This window comes from Acinetobacter sp. TW_SC_4, assembly GCF_054861205.1.
Map to the genome: position 1 here is coordinate 1,630,064 of NZ_CM142174.1, position 13,523 is coordinate 1,643,586.

Genomic DNA, 13,523 nt, shown 5'->3' on the forward strand with positions numbered 1-13,523 from the left:
CCTAGCCAGAAAGTGCTGTTAAAACTGTATGAACTGAATAAATTGCTTTTTTGGTCTGTATATTTTTAGCAAAAACACATAAAAAAACTGACCTCTATATAAGAGATCAGTTTATGTTTTAAATATTGGGTGAGTTAAAAAGGCAAAAATTTACCTTTTAAAAAAATAGCTTAACCTACAGCCTGTTCGAGCAAGATAGAACCATAAAGTTCACGCAGGTCTTTTTTCAGCATCTTGCCGGTTCCACTTAATGGAATAGAATCTACAAAAATCACGCGATCCGGGATCTGCCATTTTGCGACCTTGTCCGCATAGTAATCCAGAATTTCGGCTTCACTTACATGACTCTCTGGCTTTTTAATTGCAATTAGAACGGGACGCTCATCCCATTTAGGATGCTGTGCCGCAATCACGGCAGCCATGGCAATTTCAGGATGTCCCATGGCCATATTTTCAAGATCGACTGAAGAGATCCATTCACCGCCTGACTTGATCAGATCTTTGGAGCGATCACACAGCTTCATAAAGCCATCTTCATTTAAGGTAGCAATATCTCCGGTATCAAACCAGCCATCTGCTGTGAGTGCAGATTCTTCCTTGCCAAAATAATGATCAATGATCCAGTGCCCTTTAATTTGTAGATTCCCTATGGTTTCACCATCTCGGGCAATTTCCTGAGTTCCTTTTTCTTCATCGGTTAAACGTAAATCAACGCCAAACGGTGGACGACCTTGAGACAGACGAATCTGCATTTTTTCTTCATCCGCCAGATCAAGGTGTTTGGTTTTTAGCTGATTGGCACTACCGAGTGGGCTGGTTTCAGTCATCCCCCAGGCATGAATGGTTTCGCAGTTAAACTGCTCTTTAAAGGTTTTCAGCATCGCCGGTGGGCAGGCAGAACCACCGACCACATTCCGTTTCAGGCTTTCCAGTTTTGAACCACTTTGCTGGGCAGCCGCAATCAGCCCTTGCCAGATCGTTGGAACGCCTAAAGCTACAGATACTTTATACGTATCAATCAGATTGACCAGACTGGCTCCATCCAGGCCCGGCCCCGGCAGCACCAAGGTACAACCGACCATGGCAGCGGCATATGGGGTTCCCCAGGCATTGACATGGAACATTGGTACCACCGGCAGCATGATGTCACGCGCTGCCACATTCAGGGAATCCGGCATGATAATGGCGTAACTATGCAATACTGTTGAACGATGACTATATAAAACCCCTTTTGGATTTCCGGTCGTACCGGAGGTATAACACAGTGAACTCGCTGTATTTTCATCCAGTTCAGGCCAGTCAAATTCTGCAGATTGCTGGGCAAGCAAATCATCATAAAACTGAACTTCCGGAATGGCTTCACGAATCGCGGAATCTTCAGCATCCAGACAGATATACTGTTCTACAGTTTTTAATAACGGTTTGACGGCTTTAATCAAAGGTGCAAAGGTTTTATCAAACAGCAGTACCCGATCGGCAGCATCATTGATAATAAATACCAGCTGTTCCGGAAATAAGCGCGGGTTAATGGTATGGCAAACCAGTCCACTTCCCGAAATGGCATACCAAGATTCTAGATGCCGATGATTATTCCAGGCAATGGTTGCAACCCGGTCGCCGAGTGTCAGACCGAATTGCTGTAATACATTGGCAAAACGTTTCGAGTTTTCCCGGATTTCTCCCCAATTGGTCTTTTTAATGCTGGTATCAGTATTTTTAGAAATGATCTCGGTATCGGCATGATAACGGCCGGCATGTTCAATCATGCTGCTGATCAGTAAGGGCTGGAACATCATATTTCCGAGCATGCTTCACTCCTTTATCCTTGCTATTTGTCCATCTGTTATATCGTTGTTATTTCTGTATGATGCGCTGGCGAAAAGCCTGTATTCATTTTTATCATCAAACAGTCTGAATCTAGCAAGGAAATCTGACTTTGTGAGTGTCAAATTGTGACAAAGTCATAAAGTGGATGCAGAAAAAAACAGAAAATAAAACTGGTAATGTGTGCCATAAAAAAAGCCCCAATTTAGATTGGGGCGATGATAGTGTTCAGGGAGAGAATTTTAAAAGCCGCTCATCATAATTTTGTCTGCATTTACTACAAAGATAACGCCTAGGCAGAATAAACCGGCATAAAGTGCAAACCAGAGAATCATCTTCTTGAATGCTGCATCAGAAATACTGCTATCCGCATATTTTGGTGCTTTGTTGTCTTCTGAATTCATATGATCACCCATAGGTTGGTCTGGCGTTATGTGCTTTATTATCAGCAGACCTAAATCAGCTGTATAGATACAATATTCATTAAAAAAAATATAACAGTTAGCCACTGTTTTTCTTCATTTGTTATATTTTAACAACTTATTCATAATATAATCCTGATTATATTAGTACAGTTTAGATTTTATTTTCTTATGTTCAAATCTGAAAAGCTGGCCCAGAATATTCGCCAGATGATTGAAAATGGCGCATGGAAGGCCCATGACAAATTACCTTCATTGCGGGAACAGACTGAACTGTCCGGCTATAGCCTGATGACGGTGCTTAATGCCTATCAGGTGCTTGAATCGCAAGGATTAGTCTATGCCAAAGATAAATCTGGCTACTATATTGCGGAGCGACCTCAAACCTATAACAGCAAAGAACCTGCGGTACAGATTGGCTTAAATTCCAAAATTAAAATCAACTCTGTGGTATTTAATTATTTAAAGTCACTGCAAACCCCAAATATTGCGCCTTTTGGTTCAGCTTTTCCAAATGCTGAACTGTTATATAACAGCCGGTTTATGCAGATTCTGGCGCAGCATAGCAAAAGAAAAAGCAGTTATAGCCATCAAAATCATATGCCACCGGGTAATCAGGAATTACGTCAACTGATTGCCAACCGCTATCAGTTACAAGGCATAAACTGCACTTCGGATGACATTGTCATTACTTCTGGTGCATTGGAAGCCCTTAATCTGTCTTTACAGGCTTTGACTCAACCTGGTGATTTTATCCTGCTCCAGCAAACCATTTTTTATGGTGCCTGGCAGGCGGCTGAACGTTTAGGCCTGCAAGTCATCACAATCCCTGAACATCCACATTTTGGTTTTGACCTGGAATCATTTGAACAAGCACTTAAACAGTACCCGATCAAAGTTTGCTGGCTGATGCTGAATGTGCATAATCCGATTGGCTTTACGGTAAATTCAGAGATCAAGCAAAGAATTGCGGAACTGTTGAATGAATATCAGGTATATCTGATTGAAGATGATGTCTATCAGGAACTAAATTACGGCGCTTATAAACCGGTTTCCGTAAAATATTTTGATCAACATCAACGGGTACTGCACTGCTCTTCATTTTCCAAAACCTTGGGCATGGGTGCGCGGGTCGGCTGGGTTTTCGCTGGCCCATTTTCCGATGCAATCCAGCATTTACAGCTCATGAGTACGTTAACTGTTAGTCCGCTATTACAAAATGCACTGGTTGATTTTCTGTCCCATCATCATTATGAAAAGCATTTGCGCCATTTAAAACAGCAGCTGGAAAAGTATAAGCAAAAGTTTTATCAGGAACTTAAAGCGCGTTTAGATTCAGTCTGTGAAATTTATTATTATTCTAGTGGGTATTTTCTCTGGATCAAATTGCCGGAACAGCTGGATGGCCAAGTTTTATATGAACAGCTGATTCAGTATAATATTGCCATTGCCCCCGCTTTGCTGTTTAAACCGGAACATACCAGCCAGAATTATATTCGCCTGAACTGTTCATTTGACTGGACCTCTGAGATAGAAAACGCTGTCGATGTGCTGGCAAAGGTGATCCTGAATCATGCAAAAAGCGTGGATTAATTCATCCACGCTTAAGGTTTCTTATGTAAAATCGATAGAGCTTAGAAACTGTAAATTGCAACCGCATTCACTCGGTTATCTTTACCTTTTGTACTGCCATTTGGTGCAGCACCCAATGCTTCACGTTCGCCATAGACATATTCCAGGCCAAAACTCAGCGGTTTCGTAGGGTTATAGAACATATTGGCCCAAGCCTGCCAAAGGTCTTTGTTCACTGCTGTTAGATTCAGGCCAGGAGCAGCAAGATATCCATTATCTTGGTCGAAATTCATATAACCATAGCCTACTGTGCCACGCAATTTATCATTAAACTGCTGCGTTAGACCGACTGTAATTGAGTCGAATTCACTCTGTAGAAGATCTCCATTAGCAGCTGTAACGACACCTGGATTAGCATAAGAGACAAAACTGCTATCACCTTTGACATGATAATAATCTGCCTTAAGGCTGGTGCCTGGAACAAACTCGTATTTCGCGCCTACACCTACACCCCATGCAGTTTTTTCATCTTCATTCACGCGTTTTTCATTCCCCATCGCACGCGCGCTGACAGAAAGATTATCCGCAAATTTGTGGTTTAAGCGTGCTGTTAAGGCAGGTAAACGCTGTTTGATTCCCGTAATGGTCGCATCTTTCGGATCTTCTACTGCAAGCACCAGATTGGTCGCTGGACTCAAAGTACTGGTATGACGAATCTGAGGTGTCCGTTTAATTGAACCGCCAGCATAAACCAGTGCATCTACAGTCTCAGGTATATAGTCCGGAGTTGCAAAGTTTGACCAGGTTTGGCCAATTAACCAGTCAGCATAGCTGATATAGGCATGACGGATACGCAGGTTGTCAAAGCCAGCTCCACCTAGGAAATCGACCTCAACCTTACCCCTTAAGGCATTTTCCCCAGCACCCACGGGCGCTTTAAAATCCATCCCTAAACGGGTGGCTGAAAGCGTGGACTTAAACTCATCACTGCGTTCACCTGTGCCTTCAAGAGGTACTGCATTAATCTGGTTATACATACGTGTCGCTGCACCGCCCTCAGCCTGATAAGAGGCATCAGCACGGATATTACCGTATAAATTAAACTCGGCCCCACTGGCAATTTTCATCACAGGTTTGCTTGTAGGAGCTACTGCTGTATTTGCAGGTGCCGGTGTTGTCGCTACAGGTGCAGTCACAGCAGCTGTCTGAGTTTGCTGCTGTTCAATCAAAGCACGTAAAGCTTTAACCTCCTGACGCAACTGCTCAATTTCCTGCTGATTGGACTGAGCTGGAGTTTGTGCCTGGGTAGACAAGCTAAGGCCCCCTAAACTCATTGCCATCATGCTCATCAGAACCGTGCGTTTTAATGTGATTGTTTGATTATTAAATAATTGTTTCGTGTTCATCCTAAACTCACTTTTTTATTATGCGTCTCGATTCTAGCAACAGATCACCACCGCTTACGATGGCGATCTCTATCATTAGAAGTGTTTTCTTTATTAATTGATATTTAATCCATTAACTTGCTTTTTCAGCGAGAGAATTAGTACGAATCTCAGGTGCAGCAAGGGCTTGACCTTCTACAGACATTTTTAAGTTAACCAGGAAAATTGCCAGCGCAGCAATCAAACCGGGAATCGCAATTGCAAAGAAGTTCATTTGATGCGGTAAATTCATGGTGAGTAAAGCACCTGTCAATACCGGTCCAACGATCGCACCAATACGTCCAATCCCAGAGGCCCAGCCCATGCCGGTAGAACGCACCGTCGATGGATAATATTGTGCCACGAAGGTATAGAGCAGGATTTGAGAACCAATGGTTGCTGCTCCAGCCATAGCAATCAAGCTATAAAGCACGAATTGCGGACTGTTATAACCGAGCAGGATTAAAGAAGCTGCCCCGCAAAGAAACATCATTGTCAGTACTTTTTTGATATGGAAACGGTCTGCCAGATAACCTCCACCAATGGCACCAATCATTCCACCAATATTCAGGGCAAATAGGAAGATCATGCTGGCACCCAGTGAATATCCAGCCTGGATCATCAGTTTTGGTAACCAGCTGCCTAGTGCATAAACCATTAATAAACACATAAAAAATGCCAACCAGAACATAAAGGTACTAAATGTGCGGCCTTGCTGGAATAGTGCTTTTAAAGGTGCTTCATCGCCTTTTTGTACTTCATTCAGGACGAACTGGGTGTCAGATCCAATTATCTGTGTTGGCGAGATTTTCTGGATAATGCTTTGCGCTTGAGCAGTCTGCTGCTTATTGGTCAGATACATCAACGATTCTGGTAAATATTTCCAGAGTATCGGCAGGAACAGTAAAGGAGTACCCGCAAGCAAGAACATGATTTTCCAGCCAAACTGTGGTACCAGCCATGCGCCAAGCAAGGCAGATGTCATGCCGCCGATGGCATAGCCACTAAACATCAAAGCGACCAGTGTACTGCGAATCCTTTTTGGTGCGTATTCCGTCATCAGGGCAACGACGTTTGGCATCACGCCACCAATTCCGAGTCCGGCAAGAAAACGTAAAATTCCGAATTCGACAGGTGATGTTGCAAAGGCACCGATAAACGTAAAACCACTAAAGATCGCGACACAGATCATGATGGTTTTTTTACGTCCCAGTTTATCGGACAAAGTGCCGAAACTCATCGCTCCAAACATCATACCGAACAAGGCGGTGCTGGCTAACATGCCTGCCTGTACTGCACTGAGTGCCCATTCCTGCATCAGTAGCGGTAAAGCCACGCCGTAAATCACCAGGTCATAACCGTCAAAAATAATGATCAGCAAACACCAGATCAGGACGCCCCAATGAAATGGCGTGAACTTTGCTTCATCAATCAGCGTATTTATATTCACTTTATTTGTAGACATCTCCACCTCCTAATTGTGAAGTTCAATTTATGAGATTCACAATGCAGAAGATGTGCATAAATGTCCAAAACTGAATAGGCATGCTTCTATACCTATAAAGTCTGCCTTAAAGAAAAAGCTTTATTTACTATGCCTTAATGATATTCATCCAAAAAATGAAACCTTCATTCAATATTAAAATATGGATTCGCTTTATTCCCTATAAGATCCAGACAGGTATTGATCTGAATTAAAATACAGCACGATCATATTTAATCGCTTCAAGATCATAGACCTGATAGACCGCATCAAACAGATAACGAATATATTCACTTTCATCCATATTACGAATAGCCATAAAAACCGGACTGACCGCAAATTCATCTAATAAAGGGATAAAGTTTAAATGTGCCAGACGAATATTCTGGGCACTTTCCGGCACAATACAGACGCCCTCTCCGGCAGCCACAAAACCAAGCGCCAGTTGCAATTCACTGACTGCACGGATATTTTTCGGTTCCAGCCCATACTCGGAAAATATACCGCGCACCTGGGTAGAAAAATTAGCCTTACCATTATTCGGGTATAAAAAGAGTGGCTGATCTACCAGTTCAGCCAGATTCACGCCATCTCGTTGCGAAAGAAAATGGCTGGAATGTGCCGCGACCATCAGCCGTTCTTCACGCAGTAATACCCGTTTCACTGCCGGATCTGAAATCCTTAAACGTCCAAAACCGACATCAATCCGCCCTTCTTTAAGTGCCTGAATCTGCTCTGAAGTATTCATTTCAACCATCTCAATTTTGAGCTGGGGATGTTGCTGCTTAAATAGAAACACAATACGCGATAGCAAACCGAACAATAACGAGCCAACAAAACCAATGCTAATGGTGCGATCCGCGATACCAATCCGCTTGGTCATCGATTTGATTTCTTCCGCATTAGACAAAAGTTTAACCGCATGCTGGTAGAAGAATTGACCTGCTTCTGTGGTCTTAAGCGGTCGGCTACCTCTTTCAAAGAGCTGAATATCCAGTTCCTGTTCCAGATTTTGTATCTGTCTGCTTAAAGGTGGTTGAGCAATAAACAGTTTTTCTGCCGCCTTGGTAAAACTTTGTTCTTCGACGACTGCGACAAAGTAACGCAAATGCCTGAGTTCCATATTCCTAAATACCTTTAAAGTATAAAAAAATGCTAAATCGATCTTAGACCAATCAAAATTATTCTTTTAAGGTATATCAAGTCAAAACATTAAAGCAAGAATGTGAAGCGTAATTATGTATAAGTCAGTTGAAACCTTGCTGGTTCAAATACCGACGATCCGTCCTCACAAGATGGCTGTCGCAACCATGCAAACCCAGACACTGGTCCTGGTCAAAATCACCACCGAAGACGGCTATGTGGGTTGGGGCGAAGCCACCACTATTGGCGGTTTAGGCTACGGTGAAGAAAGCCCAGAAAGTGTCAAAGTGAATATTGAGACTTACTTTGCACCGCTTCTGAAAACATTATCGGGTTTGAATGTTGCACAGACATTACGAGCCATCAAAAAGAATATTAATGGTAACCGTTTTGCCAAATGTGCCATTCAAACTGCGCTACTGGATATTCAGGCACAACGTCTGAACCAGCCACTGAGTGAAATTCTAGGTGGACGTTTACGTAACAGCGTACCAGTGCTGTGGGTATTGGCATCTGGCAATACCGAGAAAGACATTACTGAAGCCCAGAAAATGATTGCGGCCAAACGCCACAATATTTTCAAACTGAAAATTGGTTCTCGTCCAGTGGAACAGGATGTTGAACACGTGCTTGCCATTAAACAGGCATTAGGCAAAGACATTTCGATCCGTGTTGATGTGAACCGTGCCTGGACAGAGCTAGACGCGATTAAAGGTATTCAGTTACTCCAGGACGGCGGCATTGACCTGATTGAACAGCCATGTGCCATTGATAATCTGGATGCAATGCGACGTCTGACCCAGCGTTTTGATATCGCCATCATGGCGGATGAATCCTTGATGGGTCCGCAGTCTGCCTATCAGATCGCACGTCAGCATGGCTCATCAGTTTTTGCAGTCAAAGTGGCGCAATCTGGTGGCCTGATTGAAGGTTGTGAAGTTGCAAAAGTGGCACAGCTGGCAGGTATCGATCTGTATGGCGGCACCATGCTTGAAGGTCCGGTGGGCACGATCGCCTCTGCCCATGCCTTCTCGACTTTTGAAAGTCTCGCTTATGGCACCGAACTGTTTGGTCCACTGCTGTTAACTGATGAAATTTTAAGAACCCCACTCCAGTATCAAAACTTTGAACTTGAGATTCCGAAAGGACCAGGTCTGGGTATTGAGTTGGATGAAAACAAGATTGACAACTTGCGTCATCAATAATTCCAGGAGAATCCCATGCTTTTCCAAGTACGAATGGACGTCAATATTCCAAAAGATATGCCAGTTGAACAGGCCAATGAAATTAAGGCTGTCGAAAAAGCCTATTCACAGGATCTGCAACGCCAGGGTAAATGGCGTCATATCTGGCGCATCACCGGACAGTATTCAAACATCAGTATTTTTGATGTTGAAAGCAATGAAGAGTTGCACAACCTGCTACAGGGCTTGCCGCTCTACCCGTATATGAACATCGAAGTTATGGCATTGAACCGCCATCCATCATCGATTCGAGATGATGACAAGTAATTAAAAATTTGGGAATGGAAATGAAAGAATTTCCTTCCCACCCCATACACCTGAGGGTAATCCAAAAGGACTTGTGGCCAGCAAGATTTAGCCAGCCAAACGAATGCTAAAACATGCGCCACTAAAATATGAAAACATACTTTAGGAGCAATAGTATGAACCGCCAAGAAATTGATGCACTGGTTAAAAAAATGAATGTCGATACAGCGACAGGACCAGTTGATGAGCGTGTACAACAAGTTGTTGTACGTTTATTAGGTGATCTTTTCCAGGCTATTGAAGATCTTGATATTTCTCAGACTGAACTCTGGAAAGGTCTGGAATACTTTACTGATGCAGGTCAAGCCAATGAATTAGGCTTACTGGCTGCAGGTCTAGGTCTGGAACATTACTTAGACTTACGCGCGGATGAAGCAGATGCCAAAGCCGGCATTACTGGCGGTACACCACGTACCATCGAAGGCCCGCTGTATGTTGCAGGTGCTCCTGAGTCAGTTGGTTTTGCGCGTATGGATGATGGTTCTGAAGAAGGCAAAATTCCAACCCTGATCATTGAAGGCACAGTGACTGACACTGACGGCAACATCATTGAAGGTGCAAAAGTTGAGGTCTGGCATGCCAACAGCCTGGGCAACTACTCTTTCTTTGACAAGTCACAATCTGACTTTAACCTGCGCCGCTCTATCTTTACCGATCAAGACGGTAAATATGTTGCCCTGACTACCATGCCGGTCGGTTATGGCTGTCCACCTGAAGGTACTACCCAGTTCGTACTGGATAAATTAGGTCGTCACGGTAACCGCCCATCTCATGTGCATTACTTCGTATCTGCACCGGGTTACCGAAAGTTAACCACACAGTTCAATATCGAAGGCGATCAATACCTGTGGGATGACTTTGCCTTCGCCACACGTGATGGTCTGGTCGCAACCGCTGTTGATGTGACCGATGAAGCTGAAATCGCACGTCGTGGTTTAAATGGTCCATTCAAACATATCCAGTTCAATATTGAACTGGTGAAAGACCAGGCTGCTGCACCAAGCACTGAAGTAGAACGTCGTCGCGCAAGCGCTTAATTCAAAATGGAATCGGGATGTCAGTCTGAGCAACATCCCGATGACTTCCCCTCCTTGGAAAGTCGGAGACTGGACATGCCTCGTATTCCTGTAATTAACACCAGCCATTTAGACCGTATTGATGAATTACTGGTCGATGATTTTGAATCTGGTGAATTTAAACTGCACCGTTCCGTATTTACTGATCAAGCCCTGTTTGATCTGGAAATGAAATACATCTTTGAAGGAAACTGGGTTTATCTGGCCCATGAGAGCCAGATTCCCAATAACAACGATTACTACACAACCCATATTGGCCGTCAGCCAATCATCATTGCACGTAACCGCAATGGCGAACTGAATGCCATGATCAATGCCTGCTCTCACCGCGGTGCACAGCTCTGCCGTTATAAGCGTGGCAATAAAGCAACCTATACCTGCCCATTCCATGGCTGGACATTCAATAACTCAGGCAAGCTGTTAAAGGTGAAAGATCCTGCTGATGCAGGCTATTCAGATTGCTTTAACCAGGACGGTTCTCATGACCTGAAAAAAGTAGCCCGTTTTGAAAATTACAAAGGCTTCTTGTTTGGCAGCCTGAATCCTGATGTTCCATCTCTGGAAGAATACCTGGGCGAAGCTACCAAGATTATCGACATGATCGTAGGTCAGTCTGAGCAAGGTCTGGAAGTTTTACGCGGTTCATCGACTTATACCTATGAAGGTAACTGGAAGCTGACTGCAGAAAACGGTGCCGATGGTTATCACGTCTCTGCCGTGCACTGGAACTACGCCGCGACCACTCAGCAACGTAAGGAAAAAGAAGCTGGCGATAATATTCGTGCCATGAGCGCAGGTTCATGGGGTAAACAAGGCGGTGGTTCTTACGGCTTTGAACATGGCCACATGCTGCTTTGGACCCAATGGGCCAATCCGGAAGACCGTCCAAACTTTGCCAAGAAAGATGAATATACCGAGCGTTATGGCGAAGCCATGGCGAAATGGATGATCGAACGCTCACGTAACCTGTGTATCTATCCAAACGTTTATTTTATGGATCAGTTCGGCTCACAAATCCGTGTTCTGCGTCCAATCTCCGTCGATAAGACTGAAGTGACGATTTACTGTATCGGTCCTGTCGGTGAAGAGCCTGAAGCACGCACCCGCCGTATCCGTCAGTATGAAGATTTCTTTAATGCTTCTGGTATGGCTACCCCAGACGATCTGGAAGAATTTCGTGCCTGTCAGGCGGGCTATGCCGGGATCGCACTGGAATGGAATGACATGTGTCGTGGTTCTAAACACTGGATTCAAGGGCCGGATGATGCAGCCAATGAAATTGGCCTGAAACCAAAGCTGTCTGGCATTAAAACTGAAGATGAAGGCTTATATCTGGCACAACACCAGTACTGGCTAGAACTGATCAAAAAAGGCATTGCGACTGAAAAAGAAATTGCTGCAAGCACTGAAGGAGAAACCGCATGAGCGACATCACTTTAGAAAATATTGCACAGTTCCTGTATCAGGAAGCCCGCTTTTTAGATGATGAGCAATGGGATGACTGGTTACAGTGCTACGCCCCTACTGCTTCTTTCTGGATGCCAGCCTGGGATGATGATGACCGCCTGACTGAAGATCCACAGTCTGAAATCTCACTGATCTATTACCCTGACCGTCAGGGCCTGGAAGACCGTGTGTTCCGGATCAAGACAGAACGTTCATCTGCCACCATGCCGGATACCCGTACCAGCCACAACATCTGCAATATTGAAATTGTGGAACGTGATGGCGACAAGGTCATTGTGCGCTTTAACTGGAATACCCTGAGTTTCCGTTACAAAACCAGCTACAGCTATTTCGGTATGTCTCGTTACGAGATCGATTTTTCAGGTGAAAAACCACAGATTCTAAGCAAATACGTGGTGCTGAAAAACGATTACATCAACCAGGTTATCGACATTTATCACCTCTAAGACTGTTTCGACAGCAAGGTCAGACCTTTCAGCTAGGGAAATATGGCTGAAAGGCTAAGTTTCAAAGATTTATATAGGATATTCAGCCATGTCAAACCACAATGTTGCACTCCAATTTGAAGATGGCGTTACACGTTTTATTAGTGTTGCCCAAGGCGAAACCCTGTCCGATGCAGCTTACCGTCAAAAGATCAATATCCCTCTAGATTGCCGTGACGGTGCATGTGGAACGTGCCGCGCTTTCTGTGAATCAGGTGCGTATGACATGCCTGAAGAAATGTATATTGAAGATGCACTGACTCCAGAAGAAGCCGCAGAAGGTTTTATTCTGGCTTGCCAATGTAAACCGACTTCGGATGCCGTGTTCCAGATTCAGGCTTCGTCTGATGTCTGCAAAACCGAGATTCACGCATTTCAAGGTACGTTGGCTCGTGTAGAAAACCTGTCTGACTCCACCATTACCTTTGATATTCAACTCGATGATGGTCAACCAGATATCCATTTTCTGGCCGGACAATATGTCAATGTCGGTATTCCTGGAACCACCGAAACCCGTTCTTATTCATTCAGCTCTAAACCGGGTAACCGTTTAACTGGTTTTGTAGTTCGTAATGTCCCTAACGGCAAAATGTCGAGCTTCCTCAGCGCTGATGCAAAAGCCGGTGACAAAATGACCTTTACCGGTCCATTCGGCAGCTTCTATCTACGTAATGTCACCCGTCCGGTATTAATGCTGGCAGGTGGTACAGGCATCGCACCATTTATGTCGATGTTACAGGTACTGGAAGAAAAAGGGTCTGAACATCCAGTACGTCTGGTCTTTGGAGTGACCAATGACTTCGACCTGGTCGCAATTGAAAAGCTGAATGAACTACAGGACAAATTCCCATGGTTCGAATATCGCACGGTGGTCGCAAATCCAGAATCTACACATGAGCGTAAAGGTTATGTGACTGGCCATATTAAAAATGAATGGCTAAATGGTGGCGATGTCGACATCTACCTGTGTGGTCCAGTGCCAATGGTTGAAGCAGTTCGCAGCTGGCTGGATGCGGAAGGTGTTAAACCTACCAGCTTCCTGTTTGAAAAATTCTCAGCGAACTGATTGAGGATATT

The 13,523-nt window shown here is 44.3% G+C and carries 12 protein-coding genes; 7 read left to right on the forward strand and 5 right to left on the reverse strand.

The window, feature by feature from the left end; genetic code table 11:
* Positions 1-170: 170 nt before the first annotated feature.
* Together ACWM1W_RS07810 and ACWM1W_RS07815 are read right to left on the reverse strand one after the other, a co-directional pair.
* The gene (locus ACWM1W_RS07810) at positions 171-1,808 is read right to left on the reverse strand and encodes a long-chain-fatty-acid--CoA ligase (protein ID WP_313397604.1); all 1,638 of its coding nucleotides are present in this window, start codon (positions 1,806-1,808) and stop codon (positions 171-173) included.
* Between the two features lie 258 nt (positions 1,809-2,066).
* Complete coding sequence (locus tag ACWM1W_RS07815) at positions 2,067-2,228, reverse strand: hypothetical protein (RefSeq protein WP_162835335.1); 162 nt, start codon at positions 2,226-2,228, stop codon at positions 2,067-2,069.
* Between the two features lie 189 nt (positions 2,229-2,417).
* On the opposite strand from ACWM1W_RS07815, the gene ACWM1W_RS07820 reads away from it, so the two are divergent.
* A complete protein-coding gene (locus ACWM1W_RS07820; protein ID WP_375725473.1) occupies positions 2,418-3,839 on the forward strand; it encodes an aminotransferase-like domain-containing protein in 1,422 nt (473 codons plus the stop codon).
* A gap of 41 nt (positions 3,840-3,880) precedes the next feature.
* Here the strand turns inward: ACWM1W_RS07820 and ACWM1W_RS07825 are convergent, their stop codons facing one another.
* The 3 genes from ACWM1W_RS07825 to ACWM1W_RS07835 all read right to left on the reverse strand — a co-directional run bounded on the left by ACWM1W_RS07825 (position 3,881) and on the right by ACWM1W_RS07835 (position 7,848).
* Entirely contained in the window at positions 3,881-5,224 is a 1,344-nt protein-coding gene (locus tag ACWM1W_RS07825; RefSeq protein ID WP_461603198.1) for a DcaP family trimeric outer membrane transporter, read from the reverse strand.
* 112 nt (positions 5,225-5,336) lie between these two features.
* Complete coding sequence (locus ACWM1W_RS07830; RefSeq protein WP_395521595.1) at positions 5,337-6,707, reverse strand: aromatic acid/H+ symport family MFS transporter; 1,371 nt, start codon at positions 6,705-6,707, stop codon at positions 5,337-5,339.
* Between the two features lie 229 nt (positions 6,708-6,936).
* Positions 6,937-7,848: a LysR family transcriptional regulator gene (locus ACWM1W_RS07835; RefSeq protein WP_005100217.1), complete on the reverse strand. Its 912-nt coding sequence runs from the start codon at positions 7,846-7,848 to the stop codon at positions 6,937-6,939.
* A gap of 115 nt (positions 7,849-7,963) precedes the next feature.
* Here ACWM1W_RS07835 and ACWM1W_RS07840 point away from each other — a divergent pair, with 115 nt between their 5' ends.
* The 6 genes from ACWM1W_RS07840 to benC all read left to right on the forward strand — a co-directional run bounded on the left by ACWM1W_RS07840 (position 7,964) and on the right by benC (position 13,512).
* On the forward strand, positions 7,964-9,073 hold the full coding sequence (locus ACWM1W_RS07840; protein WP_104426112.1) for a muconate/chloromuconate family cycloisomerase: 1,110 nt from the start codon (positions 7,964-7,966) through the stop codon (positions 9,071-9,073).
* Positions 9,074-9,088: 15 nt separating this feature from the next.
* Positions 9,089-9,379, forward strand: coding sequence for a muconolactone Delta-isomerase (gene catC, locus ACWM1W_RS07845; protein WP_104426111.1), 291 nt, complete (start codon positions 9,089-9,091; stop codon positions 9,377-9,379).
* 155 nt (positions 9,380-9,534) lie between these two features.
* Entirely contained in the window at positions 9,535-10,455 is a 921-nt protein-coding gene (gene catA, locus ACWM1W_RS07850) for a catechol 1,2-dioxygenase (RefSeq protein WP_104426110.1), read from the forward strand.
* Between the two features lie 75 nt (positions 10,456-10,530).
* The gene (gene benA / locus ACWM1W_RS07855) at positions 10,531-11,919 is read left to right on the forward strand and encodes a benzoate 1,2-dioxygenase large subunit (protein WP_104426109.1); all 1,389 of its coding nucleotides are present in this window, start codon (positions 10,531-10,533) and stop codon (positions 11,917-11,919) included.
* Positions 11,916-12,407 (forward strand): benzoate 1,2-dioxygenase small subunit, encoded by a 492-nt coding sequence (gene benB, locus ACWM1W_RS07860; RefSeq protein ID WP_104426108.1) that lies wholly within the window; start codon positions 11,916-11,918, stop codon positions 12,405-12,407. Before benA ends, benB begins: the two co-directional genes overlap by 4 nt.
* Positions 12,408-12,495: 88 nt before the next feature.
* Complete coding sequence (gene benC / locus ACWM1W_RS07865) at positions 12,496-13,512, forward strand: benzoate 1,2-dioxygenase electron transfer component BenC (RefSeq protein WP_104426107.1); 1,017 nt, start codon at positions 12,496-12,498, stop codon at positions 13,510-13,512.
* Positions 13,513-13,523 lie beyond the last annotated feature (11 nt).